The sequence below is a fragment of the Ruegeria sp. HKCCD7255 genome (assembly GCF_013031565.1).
Classification (GTDB): domain Bacteria; phylum Pseudomonadota; class Alphaproteobacteria; order Rhodobacterales; family Rhodobacteraceae; genus Ruegeria.
Genome location: NZ_WQAG01000009.1, coordinates 1 through 17,919, shown reverse-complemented (window position 1 = coordinate 17,919; position 17,919 = coordinate 1). Strand labels below are relative to the sequence as shown.

Annotated in this window: 18 protein-coding genes; 6 read left to right on the top strand and 12 right to left on the bottom strand. The window is 57.3% G+C overall.

Features of this window, described 5'->3' with window-relative positions:
- Positions 1–28: 28 nt before the first annotated feature.
- From rfbA to rfbC, 4 genes are read right to left on the bottom strand one after another with little or no spacing between them, the layout of a single operon-like run.
- Complete coding sequence (rfbA, locus tag GOX45_RS15810) at positions 29–901, bottom strand: glucose-1-phosphate thymidylyltransferase RfbA (RefSeq protein ID WP_171102129.1); 873 nt, start codon at positions 899–901, stop codon at positions 29–31.
- Positions 898–1,746 (bottom strand): dTDP-4-dehydrorhamnose reductase, encoded by an 849-nt coding sequence (gene rfbD, locus GOX45_RS15805; protein WP_171102128.1) that lies wholly within the window; start codon positions 1,744–1,746, stop codon positions 898–900. Before rfbD ends, rfbA begins: the two co-directional genes overlap by 4 nt.
- Entirely contained in the window at positions 1,743–2,783 is a 1,041-nt protein-coding gene (gene rfbB / locus GOX45_RS15800) for a dTDP-glucose 4,6-dehydratase (RefSeq protein ID WP_171102127.1), read from the bottom strand. Before rfbB ends, rfbD begins: the two co-directional genes overlap by 4 nt.
- A complete protein-coding gene (rfbC, locus tag GOX45_RS15795) occupies positions 2,780–3,340 on the bottom strand; it encodes a dTDP-4-dehydrorhamnose 3,5-epimerase (protein ID WP_171102126.1) in 561 nt (186 codons plus the stop codon). Before rfbC ends, rfbB begins: the two co-directional genes overlap by 4 nt.
- Positions 3,341–3,693: 353 nt before the next feature.
- Here rfbC and GOX45_RS15790 point away from each other — a divergent pair, with 353 nt between their 5' ends.
- Both GOX45_RS15790 and GOX45_RS15785 read left to right on the top strand, forming a co-directional pair.
- Positions 3,694–4,110: a VOC family protein gene (locus GOX45_RS15790; RefSeq protein ID WP_171102125.1), complete on the top strand. Its 417-nt coding sequence runs from the start codon at positions 3,694–3,696 to the stop codon at positions 4,108–4,110.
- Positions 4,111–4,196: 86 nt separating this feature from the next.
- Complete coding sequence (locus tag GOX45_RS15785; protein WP_171102124.1) at positions 4,197–5,702, top strand: malonyl-CoA synthase; 1,506 nt, start codon at positions 4,197–4,199, stop codon at positions 5,700–5,702.
- 36 nt (positions 5,703–5,738) lie between these two features.
- Here GOX45_RS15785 and GOX45_RS15780 read toward each other — a convergent pair whose 3' ends face one another.
- The gene (locus GOX45_RS15780; protein ID WP_171102123.1) at positions 5,739–6,818 is read right to left on the bottom strand and encodes an SMP-30/gluconolactonase/LRE family protein; all 1,080 of its coding nucleotides are present in this window, start codon (positions 6,816–6,818) and stop codon (positions 5,739–5,741) included.
- 107 nt (positions 6,819–6,925) lie between these two features.
- Between GOX45_RS15780 and GOX45_RS15775 the strand changes: the two genes are divergently transcribed.
- Positions 6,926–7,819, top strand: coding sequence for a LysR family transcriptional regulator (locus tag GOX45_RS15775; RefSeq protein WP_171102122.1), 894 nt, complete (start codon positions 6,926–6,928; stop codon positions 7,817–7,819).
- Between the two features lie 24 nt (positions 7,820–7,843).
- On the opposite strand, the gene GOX45_RS15770 is transcribed toward GOX45_RS15775, so the two are convergent.
- Genes GOX45_RS15770 through hisD form a run of 3 tightly spaced genes read right to left on the bottom strand, consistent with a single transcriptional unit; the run spans position 7,844 to position 10,882 of the window.
- Positions 7,844–8,824 (bottom strand): alcohol dehydrogenase catalytic domain-containing protein, encoded by a 981-nt coding sequence (locus GOX45_RS15770; RefSeq protein WP_171102121.1) that lies wholly within the window; start codon positions 8,822–8,824, stop codon positions 7,844–7,846.
- On the bottom strand, positions 8,821–9,582 hold the full coding sequence (locus GOX45_RS15765) for an SDR family NAD(P)-dependent oxidoreductase (RefSeq protein ID WP_171102120.1): 762 nt from the start codon (positions 9,580–9,582) through the stop codon (positions 8,821–8,823). Before GOX45_RS15765 ends, GOX45_RS15770 begins: the two co-directional genes overlap by 4 nt.
- Entirely contained in the window at positions 9,575–10,882 is a 1,308-nt protein-coding gene (hisD, locus tag GOX45_RS15760; protein WP_171102119.1) for a histidinol dehydrogenase, read from the bottom strand. Before hisD ends, GOX45_RS15765 begins: the two co-directional genes overlap by 8 nt.
- Before the next feature lie 157 nt (positions 10,883–11,039).
- On the opposite strand from hisD, the gene GOX45_RS15755 reads away from it, so the two are divergent.
- Positions 11,040–12,065 (top strand): LacI family DNA-binding transcriptional regulator, encoded by a 1,026-nt coding sequence (locus tag GOX45_RS15755; protein WP_171102118.1) that lies wholly within the window; start codon positions 11,040–11,042, stop codon positions 12,063–12,065.
- A gap of 16 nt (positions 12,066–12,081) precedes the next feature.
- On the opposite strand, the gene GOX45_RS15750 is transcribed toward GOX45_RS15755, so the two are convergent.
- The 4 genes from GOX45_RS15750 to GOX45_RS15735 form a co-directional block, all read right to left on the bottom strand.
- Complete coding sequence (locus GOX45_RS15750; protein WP_171102117.1) at positions 12,082–12,813, bottom strand: amino acid ABC transporter ATP-binding protein; 732 nt, start codon at positions 12,811–12,813, stop codon at positions 12,082–12,084.
- Positions 12,813–13,646, bottom strand: a complete 834-nt coding sequence (locus GOX45_RS15745; RefSeq protein ID WP_171102116.1) for an amino acid ABC transporter permease — start codon at positions 13,644–13,646, stop codon at positions 12,813–12,815. The genes GOX45_RS15750 and GOX45_RS15745 overlap by 1 nt, the downstream gene beginning before the upstream one ends.
- Before the next feature lies 1 nt (position 13,647).
- Positions 13,648–14,463: an ABC transporter substrate-binding protein gene (locus tag GOX45_RS15740; RefSeq protein ID WP_171102115.1), complete on the bottom strand. Its 816-nt coding sequence runs from the start codon at positions 14,461–14,463 to the stop codon at positions 13,648–13,650.
- Between the two features lie 119 nt (positions 14,464–14,582).
- Positions 14,583–16,112 (bottom strand): caspase domain-containing protein, encoded by a 1,530-nt coding sequence (locus GOX45_RS15735; RefSeq protein ID WP_171102114.1) that lies wholly within the window; start codon positions 16,110–16,112, stop codon positions 14,583–14,585.
- A 109-nt stretch (positions 16,113–16,221) separates the two neighbouring features.
- Here GOX45_RS15735 and GOX45_RS15730 point away from each other — a divergent pair, with 109 nt between their 5' ends.
- Both GOX45_RS15730 and GOX45_RS15725 read left to right on the top strand, forming a co-directional pair.
- Positions 16,222–17,277: an OmpA family protein gene (locus tag GOX45_RS15730; protein WP_171102113.1), complete on the top strand. Its 1,056-nt coding sequence runs from the start codon at positions 16,222–16,224 to the stop codon at positions 17,275–17,277.
- Positions 17,278–17,396: 119 nt separating this feature from the next.
- Positions 17,397–17,606, top strand: a complete 210-nt coding sequence (locus GOX45_RS15725) for a hypothetical protein (RefSeq protein ID WP_171102112.1) — start codon at positions 17,397–17,399, stop codon at positions 17,604–17,606.
- The last annotated feature ends 313 nt before the right edge of the window (positions 17,607–17,919 follow it).

The window sequence follows — 17,919 nt, the reverse complement described above, 5'->3', positions numbered from 1 at the left end:
TGTATTCAGCTTGTCAGTTGGCTTTGTGCTAGTCCAGAAGCCCGGCCAGGTAGGCGCCATAGCCGTTTTTCGAAAACCGTTTGGCTTGCTGTTTCAGGGCGTCGCGGCTGATCCATTGCTGTTGATAGGCAATCTCTTCGGGACAGCCGGTTTGCAACCCTTGCCGCTCTTCGAGCGTGCGCACAAAGTTTCCAGCGTCCAGCAGCGAGGAATGTGTGCCTGTATCCAGCCAGGCATATCCGCGCCCCATGGTTTCGACTTGCAATGCGCCCTCTTCCAGATAGCTTTGCAGAAGCTCAGTGATCTCCAGCTCGCCCCTGTCCGAGGGTTTGACAGCACGCGCCCGTTCGGGCGCGGTGGCATCCAGAAAGTAAAGCCCCGTCACAGCATAGCGTGAGGGCGGAACCTCGGGCTTCTCGATGATTTCACGGGCGCGCCCGGCTTCGTCAAAGGCGACCACGCCATAGCGTTCGGGATCGGCCACGTGATAGCCAAACACGGTGCCACCGGAAGGTTTCTGATCCGCTGCGGCCATCAGAACCGGTAGGCCGTGGCCGAAAAAAATGTTGTCGCCCAGGATCATCGCCGACGGCGCACCGTCCAGAAACGCTTCGGCCAGGATATAGGCTTGCGCCAGACCATCCGGGCTGGGCTGAACCTGATAGCTGAGCGAAATACCCCATTGCGACCCGTCGCCCAGAGTTTGCTGGAACTGATACTGATCCTGCGGGGTGGTGATGATCAATATATCGCGGATACCGGCCAGCATCAGCACGCTAAGCGGATAATAGATCATGGGCTTGTCGTAGATCGGCAGCAGTTGCTTCGACAGCCCCATCGTAATCGGGTAAAGCCGCGTGCCGCTGCCCCCTGCCAGGATGATCCCTTTGCGATCCGTCATCCGGTTTCTCCTAAGTCTTCCAATATCTGTGTCAGCTCTTGACGCCAGTCGGGTCGCGTAAGGCCAAAAACCTTTTCGGTTGCGCTGCAATCCAAGCGCGAATTCAACGGCCGCGTTGCAGGGGTCGGGTAGTCCCGGGTGAGGATATCCGTGACCGAACAGGTGATCTGCGTGCGGCTGAATATCTCGCGCGCGAAATCGGCCCAACTCGTTTCAGGCCTACCCGAAAAGTGATAGATGCCGGATTTGTTCGGATCGGACATCAAGCCCTCGGCCATAATGATACAGGCCGCAGCGATTGCGCGCGCCGAGGTCGGGGCGCCGATTTGGTCGCTTACAACGGTCAGATCATCACGGTCGCGTCCAAGCCGCAGCATGGTCTTGATGAAATTACTGCCATGTGCAGACACCACCCAGGAGGTGCGCAAGATACCATGATAGGCCCCGGCAGCCATGATCGCCTGCTCTCCGGCCAGTTTGGAGCGACCATAGGCACCCAGTGGCGCGGTTGCATCCTGAGGTGTCCAAGGCGCGGTGCCGGACCCGTCAAACACATAATCGGTTGAGATATGAACCAGCGGAATGCCCAGATCGGCACAAGCCCTTGCCATGGCCCCCGGCGCGTCACCATTAATAATGCGCGCAGCCGTTTCTTCGTCTTCCGCCCGGTCAACTGCGGTGTAGGCTGCCGCGTTGATTACCGCCGCGGGTTTGGTATTGCGTATCGCCTGCGCGCAGCTTTCCGGATCAGAAAGGTCTGCAGCGGCTCGATCCAGGCAAGACACGTTGGGATAGGCGGCCAGTTCCTGCGCCACCTGCCCCGTCTTGCCAAACACGAGGATCACGCTTTTACTCCCAAACGCTCGCCCACGCCCTGCCGGTTTTGTAGTGCGCGCCACCACTCCTCGTTATCCAGATACCATTGCACCGTAAGCTCCAACCCCTGTTCAAGCGTGACAGAGGGGCGCCATCCCAGCTCGGTTCTGATCCGGGTTGGGTCAATGGCATACCTAAGGTCATGACCCGGGCGGTCGGCCACAAAGGTGATCTGGTCTGCGTATGACCCGCCAGTGGGGCGTTTTTCATCCAGAATGGCGCAGATCATTCGGACCAGATCGATATTCTTGGCCTCGTTCTCACCGCCCACATTATAAGAGCGACCATTCTGTCCCTTTTGAAGGATGGTCAGCAGAGCGTCGGCATGATCTTCGACATAGAGCCAATCGCGGATATTCTCGCCCTTTCCGTAAACCGGTATCGGTTTGCCCGCCAAAGCATTCAGGATAACCACAGGGATCAGCTTTTCGGGGAAATGATACGGCCCGTAGTTGTTCGAACAATTCGACAGGACAACCGGTAGCCCATAGGTCTCATGCCAGGCGCGCACGAGGTGGTCGCTGGCCGCCTTTGACGCCGAATAAGGCGAGCGGGGATCATAGGCCGTGTCTTCGGTAAACTCACCGGTGTCGCCCAGCGAACCAAAGACCTCATCGGTCGAGATATGGTGAAACCGAAACCCGTCGGGCTGACCTTTGCCGTGCCAATAGGCACGGGCGGCTTCAAGCAGCGTGTAGGTGCCGGTGATATTGGTCTCGATAAAGGTGCCGGGCCCGTCGATTGAGCGGTCGACATGGGATTCGGCGGCCAGATGCATCACCGCATCTGGTTGATGTTCGGCAAAAACCCGGTCCATTGCGGCACGGTCACGAATGTCGGCCTGCACGAAACTGTAGCCGGGGGCTCCTGCCACACTTGCCACATTGTCCAGGCACGCCGCATAGGTCAGCGCGTCCAGATTGACCACGTGATGCCCCTGCCCGATGGCCTGGCGCACGACCGCCGACCCAATGAAGCCGGCGCCTCCGGTCACGATGATCTTCATGCCGCGCCCTCCCATATGAAGGGGCTGTCAAAGCTTTCAAACCTTGCGGCCTGTGTGTCTTTTTCAGAAAGGATCGGGGGCTTGCTCAACCCCCAATCAACCCCGCAGCTGTCCCAGTGAACAACACCGTCACAGTCGGGTGCGTAGAAATCGGTGCATTTATAACAAATCTCGGTGTTAGGCTTCAGCGTAAGAAAGCCGTGCAAAAACCCCTTTGGGACCAGCAATTGGCGACCGTTCTCGGCCGACAGCTCAACCGAGATCCATTTGCCGAAGGTGGGCGAGCCTTTGCGGATATCGATCGCCACATCCAACAGCGCCCCACGACCGCAGCGCACCAGTTTGTCCTGTGCATGCGGTGGGGCTTGAAAATGCAACCCGCGCAACGTACCTGTTTCAATCGACAGAGAGTGATTGTCTTGTACGAAATCAAACTCTATCCCATGGGTGGCCAGCGTGTTTTTGTTCCAGCTTTCGCTGAAAAAACCGCGCTCGTCGGAGAACCGCTTGGGTGTTAGAACGACAACCCCCGGCAGAGCGGTCTCTTCTACTTGCATCAATCAGTACCCTTCTTAAACTACTCGAACTCTTAACAATGGATAAATGCGTTGTCACTAACGCTACACGTTACCCGCCACAGCCCTTGGACGGTGTTGAAAAAAAGTGCAATACAATCATCGCCAAACTCATATCTATAAAGCGAGATTATTTTTTCTTACGGATCTATTTGCGCAACAGTCTACTTGGTATTCGGAAAATTGTTCGCACATATCGCGTTTTTTTGGGGTTGGGTCGTTTTGTGCCCGGAAAGTGTGCCGGGCCCCTACCAAGAACTCCGAAATAGCGCTCACATCGCACCTTTTGTGTTACACCACCGTCGCTAGGTTAGCAGACCAGAGGACCCATCCCGATGATTGCCTATGTTACTGTCGGCGCTGACGATCTTGCCAAAGCAAAACGGTTCTATTCTGCGTTCTTGCTTGCGTTGGGCTATACGTTGGACGAAGGGCCCGAGGGGCTCAGCTTTGCGCTGCCAGTCGCGCCCGGTCAGCGACCTGTTTATCCAGACTTCTATGTGAAACCCCCGTTTGACGGTGCGGCGGCCTCGACCGGTAACGGGGCGATGGTGGCTTTCGAGGCAGGAAACCAGCAGCAAGTGCGCGAGCTTCATGCCGCCGCCCTGGACGCAGGCGGTACAGATGAGGGTCAACCGGGCTTTCGCCCCAACTATGGGCCACAATTCTATGTCAGCTATCTGCGGGATCCGCAGGGCAACAAGATTGCGCTGTTTTCAAGCCACCCAAATGAGCCCGGGCGCGATGGTTAGGCGGGCACCCCGACTGACCAATTGAACTGGGCCTCACATGGATCGTAAACAGCCCCGTGCCTTACCAGACGAAAGTAACATCTCGAATGTCCAACCTTCTTTATGACGCACTCTTCGCACCCCACGCGACCAATCCCTCCTGTTTCATAATCCGCGCGGGCATAACTGATCTCAGCTATGCTGAATTCGTTGCACGCGCCGCCCAATTTGCGCACGCCCTGCAAGCAGCCGGTGTGCATCCGGGGGATCGTGTGGTTGTGCAGGCGCATAAAACGGTCGAGATGGTATTGCTTTACGCAGCCACGCTTCAGGCCGGGGCTGTGTTTCTGCCTTTGAATACCGCCTATAAACGCGATGAGGTCGCCTATTTCGTCTCTGACGCGGCCCCTAAGCTGCTGGTCTGTGACCCGTCATCGTCTGAAGCTTTGGGGGACATCGCCGAGCAAGCTGGTGCCCGGCTTCTAACCCTTGATGCGGATGGGCATGGAAGCCTGAGCGAGGCTGCGGAAGGCCAACCCTCGCAGTTCGAAACGGTGCCCCGAGCGCCCGGCGACTTGGCGGCGCTGCTTTACACGTCAGGCACCACGGGCCGGTCGAAAGGCGCGATGCTGAGTCATGAGAACCTGCTGTCCAACACCCAGGTGCTGACGGATCACTGGCAGATCACCGCCAAAGACCGTCTGATCCATGCTTTGCCGATCTTTCACACCCATGGTCTGTTTGTCGCGCTGAATACCGCGCTTTATGCCGGATCACAGGTCGTGTTCATGCCCGGCTTTGACGTTGATGCGATCCTAAACGCTCTGCCTGATGCAACCATGCTGATGGGTGTTCCCACCTTCTATACAAGGCTTCTAAATGACCCACGCCTGACCAAAGAGGCGGCCGCAAATATGCGCCTTTTTATCTCGGGCAGCGCACCGCTTTTGGCCGAAACCCACGAGGCGTTCACCGCCAGAACCGGGCACCGTATTCTGGAGCGGTATGGGATGACCGAAACCAATATGAACACGTCAAACCCTTATGACGGCGAACGTCGCGCGGGCACCGTTGGCGTGCCCCTGCCCGGCACCGAGGTGATCGTGACCGACCCTGAAACCGGTGCCCCCCTGCCCCAGGGCGAGGTTGGGATGATCGAGGTGCGCGGTGCCAACGTGTTCCAAGGCTATTGGCAGATGCCAGAAAAGACCGCCGAAGAGTTGCGGGACACAGGTTTCTTTATCACCAGTGATCTTGGGCAATACAGTGCAGATGGCTATCTGACGATAGTGGGCCGATCCAAGGATATGATCATAACCGGTGGCTACAATGTTTACCCCAAAGAGGTCGAAGATGTTTTGAATGACATCGATGGGGTGCTGGAATCTGCCGTTTTTGGGGTGCCGGATGCGGATTTTGGCGAAGCGATTGTGGCTGCCCTCGTGGCCGAACCCGGGGTCGCGCTCTCCATCGATCAGATCACTGCGGTTGTGAAAGAAAAACTTGCGCGGTTCAAACATCCCGGTCGGTATGAGGTTCTGACAGAACTGCCCAGAAACACGATGGGGAAAGTGCAGAAAAACCTGCTGCGGCAGGAGTACGGCGCACGCTGAACAAGTTGGACCGCCGGTGACAGCGGTCCAATCATTTTACCGGCCGCTGATTCCTGTACCCAGGGCCGGGAACCGGACGATCTTGTAGGTCCCGATTGACGCGTCTTCGCCGCCGTTCAGCACCGGTGAACGGTGAAGTTCGTTGATCGTGGCATAGACATAGCCATCAACGCCCATCGCAAAACCGTCTGGCCAAGGCAGCCCCTCATCCGACTGATACAGCACTTCATAGGTGCTGTCGGGTTTGGTAACACCCAGAGCATTGTCGGTCATCGCGGTGATATAGACATTGCCATCCGCATCAACAGTTGATCCATCCGAGATGACCTTATCGCCATAGCGTTCGACCTTGGCGGCCAAATCCGCATCGCTGAGGCTTTCATCCAACAGATCGGTGGTGCGGACACGGTACATCGCGCTGGCCGTCATTGGCGCGAAATAGACCCAGGTGTTGGTCGGATCGATGGTGATCGGGTTGATTCCGATCTTGGCGGGATTGCCACCCAATAGGATCTCACGCCCGTCAATGATCATTGGCGTGTCTTCGGGAATGGTGAACTGGCTGCCCTCCAGAACCCGGCGGGCGCGTCCGGTGTCCATGTCGATGACGATGATGGCAGAGTTCTGCCCGTCACCGGTATCCGAGATATAGATCGCGCCGTGTTCGCGGTCGATGGCCAGATCGTTCAGGAACGATGTTGCGCGCGCAGCGGGCTGTCCGACATAAAAAATGGCGTGCAGCCTTTCGGCCTTGGTATCCCAGCCGACAACACGACCGGTTTGCCCTTCGCCCTGCCCGTCGAGCATCCACAAGATGCCCTCACGGTCGGCACGCAGACCCAAAACACCGCGCAAACCGTCGCCGTCCTCGACAGGTGCACGCGCCCATTCCTCGGTCGGATAGGGTTTGGTCGTGCCATCGGGCATCACCTCGACCACCCGCAGCTCGGGGCCATAGAATTCATGCACAGACATGAACATCCGGCCATCTGGCCCAATGGCCAAATTGCCCGGAGGCATCTCTTTTGGAAAATCCAGATAGGTTTCTAAACCCTCGGCATGGCTGATCCCGGTCAGCGCCACGCTCAACCCAGCGGCAAACAACAGTTTCTTCAAGGCAGTCTCCTCCGTTTACTTGGCGAAGGGATAGATCAATTGAATAACTTGGATAAATAGGCTCAATATGGAAACCTGTGTTCGAAATAATCGAATGATCTGACCGAATGTATAGCATCGACGACCTAAAGACGTTTGTAGCCATCGCCGACGCACAGGGCGTCACGGCAGGCGCAAAGCGGGTGGGCATTTCACCGGCCACCGCAAGCCACCGTCTGAACAAGCTGGAAATGGCGCTGGAACTGACGCTGTTCCATCGCAACAGCCGCATGTTGCGGCTGACGGATGAGGGGCAGATTTTCTTTGATCGCACACGGATCATTTTGGCCGACTTGGCGCAAGCCGAACGGGACGCCGGCAGTGGGTCGGCACAGCTGACGGGACATCTGCGGGTCACAATGTCACCTTGGGTTCTGTCGCGTTTCATCTTGCCGGCGCTGCCGAAATTTCAGGCGCAACATCCCAACCTGACCTTCGAATTCCTCGCGGTGGATCGGTTTGTGTCTCTGTCGGCCGAGGGGCAGGACTGCGCCATCCGTGTGGGCAAACTCGCCGACAGCGCCATGGTGGCGCGCAAGCTCAGCGACAATCACCGGGTGATCTGCGCGGCGCCTGAATTTCTGGCCCGTCATAATCTGACACAATCGGCAACCGATCTGTTGCAACACCCTTGGGTCTGCCTGCCGTGGCAGACCCGGCTGTCCCTATGCGATGCCAAAGGCCGCAGACGCGATGCGACAGTGAAATCGAACGTTCTGGTTTCCAATTCCGACATGCTGACCGACGCGGCGGTTCAGGGGCTTGGGCTGGCGATCAAATCCCGCCTCGCCATCCAGACCGAACTGGAAGAGGGCCGCTTGATCGAAGTTGCGCCGGGTTCGTTGTGGGAGGCCGAGGCCCCGATCTGGTTTCTGTTCTCGCCTGAATCGCGGGCGGGCCAGAAGAACAAGATTTTTGGCGAGTTTGTCTCGACCTGTTTTGCCGGACACACACGCAACTGACCCTTGGTCAGAGCGGTTGGATGTCTAGTCCCAGGGTCTCAGGATGATTTTGGGTGCAGGCACCTCGCCTGCCCGCAACGCCCTGAAGGCTGCAGCCCCATCGGAGAGTGGTCGTTCTTCTATCCAGCTCAGCGCGCCCAGCCGACCGTCATAGATTGCCTGCGCCGTGTCGCGAAAATCCTGATCTGTGTAGGTGTAAGTGCCGATGAAGGTAATCTCCTGCAAAGTCATCCGCCTCACATCAAGACCGCCCGCGCCGTCACCCAGACCCACATGCGCGATCACACCTCCGGGTGCCGCCAGCGCTGAGGCGGTCTCGCGCGTTGCGGCATAGCCTACGGCGTCGATGACCAGCGGGTATTCCCCATTGGCCGATTGGGTGGTTTTCAGATCATCAATCTCGTCCAGATAGGCGCGGCGCAGGTCGTTTGGCTCGACAATTGTGACATCGCCAACGTTCATCGCCTTTAGCGCCAAGGCCGCCGCCACCCCAATGGCGCCACCCCCAATCACCAGTGCGCGGCGCTCCATCGCCGGGTGCAAAGCCTCAAGGCCCAGACGCGCCGCGTGCCAACTGACGGCCAATGGCTCAGCCAGAGAGGCTTTGGCCAAAGAAACGTGGTCCGGCACCTCAACCAGATTGCGCGCGGGCATGGCGATGTATTGCGCAAAGGCCCCTTCGCGCGGCGGCATCGAGATGATCTGCCGGGACGGGCACAGGTTTTCGCGGCCCGAGGTGCAATAGGTACAAGCCCGACAAGACACCAGCGGGTTTATCGTAACCCGTGCCCCATCCTGCGGGCCGCCAACGATTACACCTGCGGCCTCATGGCCCAGGATCAAGGGCGCGGGCCGCCGTGCATCATGCCCCAGATAGGCGTGCATGTCAGACCCGCAAATGCCAACGGCGTCAACGCGGATCAGCTGTTCGTCTGGTCCGGGGACCGCATCCGGGACATCCCGAAGCACAACCTGTTCAACGCCTTCATAGACCAAAGCTTTCATTTCGCCGTAAACCCCCCGTCGACCATCAGAACCTGCCCCGTCACATAGTCGGACGCCTGCGAGCAGAGAAACAGGATTGGTCCGTCGATATCGTCCATCCGACCATTGCGCCCGATACAGGTTTGGGCGGCGTTGCGCGCGGATCGCTCGTCGTCATCAAACACGGCCTGGGTCAGTTCGGTTGGGAAAAACCCCGGCCCTATGGCGTTGGCGGTGATACCGAAAGGTGACCAAGCCTCGGCCATCGCGCGGGTCAGCTGGCCGATCCCTGCCTTGCTCGCACCATAGGCGATGCCCCCAGGAAAGGCGCGCCTCGTCTGCAATGAGGCAAAGGTAACGATCCGCCCCCATCCGCGCGTTTTCATGGCGGGCACCAAGGCTTGGCTCAGAAAGAACGGAGCGCTCAGGTTCAGCGCCAGCGTTTGATCCCAGCCATCGGCAGTGACGTCATCCGCCGCTTCGCGCGTGTTGACGCCTGCGGCATGCACCACGATGTCCGGCGCGCCGAACGGGTCGGATATCTGCCGAGCCAAGGCTTGAACCTGATCCCGATCTGCCACATCTGCTGCAATCGCCGCGGCGGAGGGACCTATTTCAGCCTGCAAACCGTTCAACGCTTCGCGACGGCGCGCTACAGCCACCACCCGCGCACCGGCAGCGGCCAGGGTCTGCGCGGCCTGGCGGCCAAGGCCCGAGCTGGCCCCCGTGACGCAAGCGACCCGCCCCGTCAGATCGAACAGGCGGCGCGGATCATCCATCTGCGGTCAGGTCGAACTGCTCATCCGGGAAATACTTGGCCAGGCGGACATCTGCGGCACGGGCGTGCCCTTCCATTCCCTCGAGGCGCGAAATGCGCGCGGTGGCTTCGGCAATCGATTTCGACCCCTCACGCGTTGCCCGCTGCCAGGTGACGATTTTCATATACTTATGCACACTCAGACCACCCGTATAGCTGGCCGCGCCCGAGGTTGGCAGCACGTGGTTTGTGCCGGTGGCCTTGTCGCCATAAGACACGGTAGTTTCCTCACCCAGAAACAGGGATCCGTAACAGGTCAACCGATCCAACCACCAATCCAGATCTGCGGCCTGAACTGTCAGGTGTTCCGGCGCATATTCATCGGAACAGGCCGCCATCTCTTCCCTGTCCGAACACAGGATCACCTCAGCATAGTCGCGCCAGGCCGCAAACGCGTTCTCACGATTCAACTCGGGCAGAGCGTCGATCAGAACGGGCACCTGCTCCATCACCTGTTCAGCAAGCGCGCGATCATCGGTCACCAGCCAAACCGGTGAGTTATAGCCATGTTCCGCCTGACTGACCAAGTCAGTCGCCACCACATGGGCATCGGCCTGACCGTCGGCCAGAACCAAGCTGTCGGTTGGCCCCGCGATCATGTCGATGCCGACCTTGCCATAGAGAATGCGTTTGGCTTCGGCAACGAACTGGTTGCCTGGACCAACCAGAATATTCGCTTTGGGCAAACCGAACAGCCCATAGGTCATCGCTGCCACGCCCTGCACCCCGCCCATGGCCAAAATGCTGTCGGCCCCGCAGATATGCGCGGCATAGACGATTGCTGGCGCGACTCCTTCGCCGGGGCGCGGCGGAGAACAGGCAGTGATATGGCGGCACCCGGCCACCTTGGCGGTGGTCACCGTCATGATCGCACTGGCGATATGGCTGTATCGCCCGCCCGGCACATAACACCCTGCCGCATCCACCGGGATCGCCTTTTGCCCGGCGACAAAGCCTGGCACGATCTCCATCTGCACGTCCGATACGGTGGCTTTCTGTGTCTCGGCAAACCGGCGCACATTGTCATGCGCAAAACGGATGTCAGCTTTCAGCTTCTCCGGCACCTGCGCGATTGCAGCGTCAATATCGGCCTGTGTCAGTAAGACATTGCCATCGAACTTGTCGAACTTGGCTGCATATTCTAGCGCCTTGGCATCTCTTCCGGCCTCGATATCCGCGAGGATAGTTTTGACTGTTTCATGCACTTCGCCTGCATGAGACTGAGAGGTTAGCGTTGCCTTTTTCAGATAGTCACGTGGCATGGTTCAAAGATCCCTCAACAAATGTGCCGCCCTCGCGCAGAGGCTTGGTCGTGCAATGTAAGCGCTTACACGCAAAATGCAAGCGCTTGCATTTGGGCTTTTCCCTAAATTCGAAAACCGCTACCTTCTTTGGTATTGGCAAATCAAGAGTTCAGAAATGTCGAAACTAAATGCGGCTCCGACCCTTGGGGATGTCGCTAAAAAAGCAGGAGTGTCCACAGCCACCGTTTCCCGCTGCCTCAACGATCCCAAACGTGTGGTCGAGGCGACCCGCGAGCGTGTGATGTCGGCAGTCGAGGCTTTGGGCTATACCCCAAATTTCGCCGCTCAAGTGATGGCGGCCAAACGGAGCCTGACCATTGGTGCGATCATTCCAACAATGGAGAACGCCATTTTTGCGCGTGGTTTGCAGGCTTTTCAGGAAGAGTTGCACAATCGTGGCTATACCCTTCTGGTTTCAAGCTCGGCCTATGATCCGAAGATCGAGAAGGAACAGATCAGAACCCTTGTGGCCCGCGGTGCGGACGGGATTCTGTTGATCGGGCATGAACGGGATCCGGCGATACACGACTATCTTGCGCGGCAGAACGTGCCCGCTTTGGTCGCTTGGTCTTATCGTTCTGACGCGCCGCTACCATCAATCGGGTTTGACAATCGCGCGGCCATGTTTGATCTGACCTGCAAGGTGCTGGACCACGGCCATAAGAGTATCGCGATGATCTCGGGTATCAGTTCGGGGAATGATCGGGCGCGTGAACGCATCGAAGGATTTCAAGCGGCGGCAACGGCGAATGGGCTTGATCCGCAAGCCTTGCCGATCATCGAAAGCAGCTATGATATCGAAAGCGGGGCTGCAGCCTTCTCCAAATTGATAACATCGACGCCGCGACCAAGCGCGGTCTTGTGCGGCAATGACGTTCTGGCCGCTGGTGCCATAAAGCGAGCTACCGAAATGGGACTGCACGTGCCAAATGACGTTTCCATCACCGGGTTCGACGATATCGAACTGGCGCGCGTGGTCAGCCCAGCTCTGACAACCGTGCATGTCCCGCATCGAAAGATGGGGCGCAGAGCGGCGGATATGCTGATTGCAATGGTTGAGGGCAGCTTTTCGGGCACGTCGAAACAGCTTGAAACGCACATCATCGAGCGCGCATCGCTGGGGCCGGCGCGCGTGACCTGATCACGCGTATAGTGGGCTATTTCAGTGCCCGCGCCAAAAACGCCTGAGTGGCTGCCTTTTTCGGGTTTCCAAACAGTTCCTCGGGGCTACCCTCTTCCACGATACGACCGTCTTGCAGGAAACAAACCTTGTCGGCGGCCTCGCGCGCAAAGCCCATCTCATGTGTTGCCATGACCATCGTCATCCCCTGCTTTTTCAGCATCAAAAGCACGTCCAGAACTTCACCCACCAATTGCGGATCAAGGGCCGAGGTGATTTCGTCAAACAGCATCACCTCGGGCTGCATGGCCAGGGCGCGGACAATCGCGACGCGCTGTTGCTGACCGCCCGACAGTTGATCGGCATAGTTGTGCATTCGGTCGGCCAGGCCAAATCGTGCAAATAACTCCTCAACCTCGGGCAGCAATTCGGCCCGCGATTTGCCGCGCACGCGACGCGGGGCAAGCATCACGTTTTCAATGGCTGTCATATGCGGAAAGAGGTTGAAGCTTTGAAACACGATTCCGATCCGCGCCCGCACCGATTGCGGATCCAACCCGGGGACGGCAATATCTTCTCCGTCAAAGAAAATCTCACCGTCTTCGATGGGCTCAAGCAGGTTGATGCAGCGCAGAAGCGTGGATTTGCCCGCGCCTGAGGCGCCGATCAGGCAGACCATCTGCCCTTCTTCAACATCCAGATCGATACCGTCGCACACGGTTCTGTCGCCAAACCGTTTGACGACGCCGCGCAGTTCCAGTTTTGCCATTACCGTCTCTCTCGCATCTGGCGTGCCATCAGGTGATCGGCATAGCGCGTGGCCGGAATGGTCACGATCAAAAAGATGATCGCCGCCCCAACATAAGGAGTGAAATTCGCCAGAAGCGACTTAAAAACACCGGCCTGGCGAAAGATCTCAACCGGGCCGATAAAACTGAGCAGCGAGACGTCTTTTTGCAGCGCGATCAGCATGTTCATCTGCGATGGCACCACATTGCGCACCGCCTGAGGCAGCACCACATCGCGCATCACCTGCCGTTCGGACAAACCCAAAGACAGCGCCGCCGCGCGTTGGCTGTGATGTACGCTGTCGATGCCCGACCGGAAAATCTCGGCCACATAGGCGGAATAGGTCAGGATCAGCGCCAGCGAGCCCCAGATATAGGGTGAGTTCCACGGGCGCGGCAGGCCCAGCCCCGGAATGCCGAAACCGATCAGATAAACGGTCAGAATAACCGGTACGCCGCGAAAGATATCTGTGAACGCAGCACCGAATATGCGCAGCGGAAACAGCGCCGGAGATTTCGCATCACGCGCCAAGGCAATAAGCAGGCCCAAAACGGCAATGGCCGGAGCAGACCAGGCAAAGATCATCACGTTGATCCGAAACGCCTCGAGCAGTTTGGGAAAGGTCTTCAGCAAAACCTCACCGTTGAAAAAGCTCAGCTGCACCTTCTGCCAACCAGGAGCGAGCGGCACCAGAAGGACCAGCGCAGCCAAAACAACAACAGTGCTGGTCGCGGCGATGATCAAAGACCTGCGCCGCTGCTGCGCCTCATAGCGTTCGCGGCGGGTCTGCCCCGCCGCCTGTGATTTGGTCATGTTACTTGATCAGCGGAACACCGGTGGTGTCCTGAAGCCATTTTGCCTCAATCTCTGCAAGCTTGCCGCTGCTGGCCAGGGCCGCGATGGCCTCATCCACGCAAGCCTTGAGCGGGTTGCCATCCTCCATCAACATGCCGAACTGATCGGGATTGTCGCTGGCATCGGCGGGGAACTGACCGATCACTTTCGACCCCTCGATCATCACCGCGCTCAGGAACAGAGCGGTCGGCAGGTCGAACAGGGCCGCGTCAATCTGATTGGCCGAGATGGCCGCGTTCACATCCGCATTGTCGCCATAGAGCAGTGGATCGCTGTTTGGTTGGATCACACTTGCCAGTTTCGGCACCGCTGTCGTTGTGCCCACAGCCCCCCATTGCAGCCCTTTCAGAGCTTCAAGGCTTGGTTCGGTTTCAGTGGCGTTGGGGCCTACCAGCACAGCCATCGGCGCGGTGTAGTAGGGTGCCGAGAAATCGACCACTTGATCCCGTTCCGGCGTGATCGAGTATTGCTGCATGTTCACATCAAACTCTTTTGCGCCGGGCTGGATCGCCTCATCAAACGAAGACCGCACCCAGACCACATCTTCGGCGGCGAAGCCCATTTCTTCGGCCACAGCATAGGCCACAGCAGCTTCAAACCCTTGCCCGCTTTCCGGTGCGTCATCCAGAACCCAAGGGTAATAGGCCGGATTACCGGTCGCGATGGTGAATTTGCCGTCGGTCAGCGTTTTGCCCGCAGCACAATGCCCATCTGCAAAGGCGGCAGTAGACAAAAGTGCAAGGCTTGTCGCGGCAAGGGTAAGCGTCTTGGACATGGGCACGATCCTTTTGTTGGTGTCGCGCCAAGGTAAATCCGTGTCCCTTGTCTGTCCAGCAGGTTGGCGGTTGCAATGTCGCATTCAGCTAGTCTGAAACTGGACAATGCTACCTTAAGCTACCCTTGGCATCCATCCAATGCCCAGCGACGCAAATTGACTTTCAGACCGCCACCATAGGGGTGTTGTTTTGCGACATTTCCTGCCGCCGGGCGTTCGACATAGGTTTGCGCCTGATCGCATAAGGCTTCAGCGGTCCACTGATGGCAATTGGAGCAGCTTTGATCTTTCCACAGCTCCTCGGGGAGCCCGTCGATCGGAGGGAATTGAGGCGAGCCCGCCACCAATTGATTGATCGATTGCCCAAGCACATAGGAGTTTCCAAATGTCAGTGGGGAGTCAAGCGTTAGAACGATGTCGGCAGAAATCGCCCCTTTGTTTTCTGCGTCAGGCGCCTCGACATTGGGCTCGGCTTTGCGCGTTACCGTTTCTTCACCCAGTCTTAGCGCTGCCATGCGTTCGACGGCATCATCGGCGAAAACACCGTCCGGGAAGCTGTGAAGATAAACCTCGTATGAATGAATCGTGTCGTCGGTGAGCGCCAACTCATACATCAGTCGATCTGTTTCAGTTGCCTCTGCCTTAAGTTGTTCTGGTTCTGAATCGGTCGCAGCGGGTCTAATTGGTGTGCCGAAAGACTCGGCCATGACAGATTGCAGTAGGTCCGCCGCCTCAGTTGAGTGAACGCTGTTGGGATAGGCTCTCATAAACAGCATGATCTGTACGGGATCGCGAGAGCTATTGGCTGCTTGCCACAGATCCTCTTCACTTTCGTGCTGTGTGATTTGCGTTTGTGTTTCGGTCGAGAAGGTAAAGTCCAAGGTCAGCGATGAAGTATCCCAAGGTGTCTGCAGGCCACGGGTTTCTTCCAAAACATCCACTCGGACCTTCTTAAACAACTGTTCGATCGCCATACCGGGCGTATCGATGTGTTTGGCAAGGCTTAGGGTAAATGGGCTGTTTCCGGTTTCCCCGTCCAGCGCCACCCCGCCTGGGTCGGTTGCGTAGGCCAGGAATGTGCCGGTTGGAGCCTTCATTTCGGCCAGGCCGTTGTCGTCCATGTCCACAAGATCTTCGAACGGATTGTTCCGGCAGGCGTCGAGAATCACAATATTTGTCTTGTTTTTTGCCGAAGCCATCTGATGCAGAACCGAGCGCGCTTCGACCGCCATCAGATCAAGGTCGGCCGGGTCGTTCAGAGACACGTCGATCGGCAGAAGATAGTTCGAGCCGAAAGATTGCACGCCATGCCCAGCATAATAGAACAGCCCGACGGCGTCTTCTCCACCATTGCGCAGATCGCGCCCGAATTGTGCGATGGCGCGTTTCATATCCACTTGGTGGCTGTCGGACAGATGTCGAACCTCGAATCCTAAGTCGGTCAGTTTCTCGGCGATCAGCGCAGCGTCATTCACAGGATTGTCCAGGGCCGAAACAGATCCATATGCCGAATTGCCGATAACCAACGCGATGCGCGGTTCGGCCCAAGCCTGCAGGGCCCAGCAAAGGCTTACCAGCGAAACCAAAATTTTGACTACGTGACGCACGTTCGGTCCCTTGAATCCCTTTTTCCATTCAGCCCGTGACATGGGCGCACCAAGCTGAGTCGGATCTGACTAGCCAGCTTTTTTGGCTTTGTTGTGGCTCGTTCCTGTCTTATTCAATTTGGGGGCAAAAAAGATAGGAAATAGTTCACACATGTCACATTCAGGCTTGGTGCGATTAGTTTTTACCATTTTGACGATTTTTGCGGCCAATTCCACATGGGCACAGAGCATTGATCCTTTTGAATATGGATGGGAACTGGATGCTGGGTCTTCCGAACTGCAGTTTTTGTCGGTCAAAAAGAACTCGATTGCCGAAAATAGCGGTTTTGCAACCCTATCTGGTGTGATCAGCCCAAAGGGCGCAGCAGAGATCCGTGTGCAGATGGATAGCGTGGACACCAAGATTGACCTGCGCAATGTGCGTATGCGGTTCTTGTTCTTTGAAACCTTCAATTTCCCCGAGGCCGTGATCACGGCACAGCTGCCCCCGGAAAAGCTGATCGATCTGCATCAGACGCGGCACAAGATCATCGACTTGCCGTATCAGCTTTCGTTGCACGGTGTGACCAAGGAAAGCACCGCACAGGTTGCGATCACATTGGTCGACAATGACCGGGTCGCAGTGGCCAACACCACCCCGATCGCGATCGCCTTGACGGATTTCAACCTTGAAGAAGGCCGTGCCAAGCTCGAAGAGGCGGCAGGCGTCGACATTCTGCCCTTTGGGTTCATCAGCTTCGGGTTTGTCTTCGACCGAGCCCAACCCGGTACCCCACCGCAGCTAGAGCTGGTTTCGGCCACACCCGGAGCTGCCGCGCTTGAGACCAAAGGAGATCTGGATCGCGAAGCTTGCGAAGGTCGGATGGAGATCCTGTCGCGCACCGGCAATATCTATTTCAACTCAGGCAGTGCGCGGTTGTCGGATGCTTCGATCCCGCTGTTGACCAATCTTCATGATATCGTAAGCCGATGCCCAGATCTGACGATCGAAATCGGGGGCCACACAGACAGCGATGGTTCGGACGCCGCCAATCGCGCGCTCAGCGAACGTCGGGCACAAGCGGTCAATACTTATCTGGTCAATCAAGGTATCGCACCGGAACGCCTTGTAACCGTCGGCTATGGCGAGAGCCGCCCGGTTGTCTCGAATGACACGGTTGAAGGCAAACGCCGCAACCGCCGGATCGAGTTTGTACCGATCAACTGATAGCCGCGATTGCGTCTCTGGAACTCGCTGAAGAAACTTTAACCTTTTGGTGGGGAAGACCTCATCGAAAGCTCTCATGTTCTTTCCTGAACAAGGTCTGAATACGAGAGGAGTCTGAGATGGCTTTTACCGAACACCGAACCCCGGGACATTTCTTCAGCTGGCTTGTCGGGCCTGCCGAAGAACGCAAAGCACAGCAGGCACTGAAAGCTGAGAAAAGGCGCAAGAGACTAAAAGAAAACCTCAAGGTGGCTCGCGACCTGAGCGCTTCTGGCTATTTCGACGAGCTGCCGCCTGAGGGGTACTATTACCGGCACTACTATTTTTGACCTGGCTTACCGCCGTGCTTAGACGTCAGTTAAGGTGAACTCGATCCTTCGGTTTTGCCACCGGCCGCAGCCACGGATCAAAGCCTGGCAATAAAGGTAGATTCCGGTAGGGGGCAAGATTGTAACATGCTCAAATCCGGCGATGGTGGCGAATTGAACCTATTGGATTCTCTTCCTCATAACATTTGATTTTGCTAACATATTAAATCTACCAGAAAACCACTTGTTCAGATTGGAGAGCAAAGGTCTGCTTTGCGGTGCCGATTCAACTGATCGCCGCAACACACTCTTGGAACTTCTCTGCGGGTGAGAA

Bases quoted from the DNA above. Each gene is read 5' to 3' on its own strand.
- GOX45_RS15785 (WP_171102124.1), top strand. From the start codon at position 4,197: ATGTCCAACCTTCTTTATGACGCACTCTTCGCACCCCACGCGACCAAT.
- GOX45_RS15775 (WP_171102122.1), top strand. From the start codon at position 6,926: ATGTATAGCATCGACGACCTAAAGACGTTTGTAGCCATCGCCGACGCA.
- rfbA (WP_171102129.1), bottom strand. From the start codon at position 901: ATGACGGATCGCAAAGGGATCATCCTGGCAGGGGGCAGCGGCACGCGG.
- GOX45_RS15755 (WP_171102118.1), top strand. From the start codon at position 11,040: ATGTCGAAACTAAATGCGGCTCCGACCCTTGGGGATGTCGCTAAAAAA.
- GOX45_RS15740 (WP_171102115.1), bottom strand. From the start codon at position 14,463: ATGTCCAAGACGCTTACCCTTGCCGCGACAAGCCTTGCACTTTTGTCT.
- GOX45_RS15770 (WP_171102121.1), bottom strand. From the start codon at position 8,824: ATGAAAGCTTTGGTCTATGAAGGCGTTGAACAGGTTGTGCTTCGGGAT.
- GOX45_RS15765 (WP_171102120.1), bottom strand. From the start codon at position 9,582: ATGGATGATCCGCGCCGCCTGTTCGATCTGACGGGGCGGGTCGCTTGC.
- GOX45_RS15750 (WP_171102117.1), bottom strand. From the start codon at position 12,813: ATGGCAAAACTGGAACTGCGCGGCGTCGTCAAACGGTTTGGCGACAGA.
- hisD (WP_171102119.1), bottom strand. From the start codon at position 10,882: ATGCCACGTGACTATCTGAAAAAGGCAACGCTAACCTCTCAGTCTCAT.
- GOX45_RS15725 (WP_171102112.1), top strand. From the start codon at position 17,397: ATGGCTTTTACCGAACACCGAACCCCGGGACATTTCTTCAGCTGGCTT.
- GOX45_RS15790 (WP_171102125.1), top strand. From the start codon at position 3,694: ATGATTGCCTATGTTACTGTCGGCGCTGACGATCTTGCCAAAGCAAAA.
- rfbB (WP_171102127.1), bottom strand. From the start codon at position 2,783: ATGAAGATCATCGTGACCGGAGGCGCCGGCTTCATTGGGTCGGCGGTC.
- GOX45_RS15735 (WP_171102114.1), bottom strand. From the start codon at position 16,112: ATGTCACGGGCTGAATGGAAAAAGGGATTCAAGGGACCGAACGTGCGT.
- GOX45_RS15730 (WP_171102113.1), top strand. From the start codon at position 16,222: ATGTCACATTCAGGCTTGGTGCGATTAGTTTTTACCATTTTGACGATT.
- rfbC (WP_171102126.1), bottom strand. From the start codon at position 3,340: ATGCAAGTAGAAGAGACCGCTCTGCCGGGGGTTGTCGTTCTAACACCC.
- GOX45_RS15745 (WP_171102116.1), bottom strand. From the start codon at position 13,646: ATGACCAAATCACAGGCGGCGGGGCAGACCCGCCGCGAACGCTATGAG.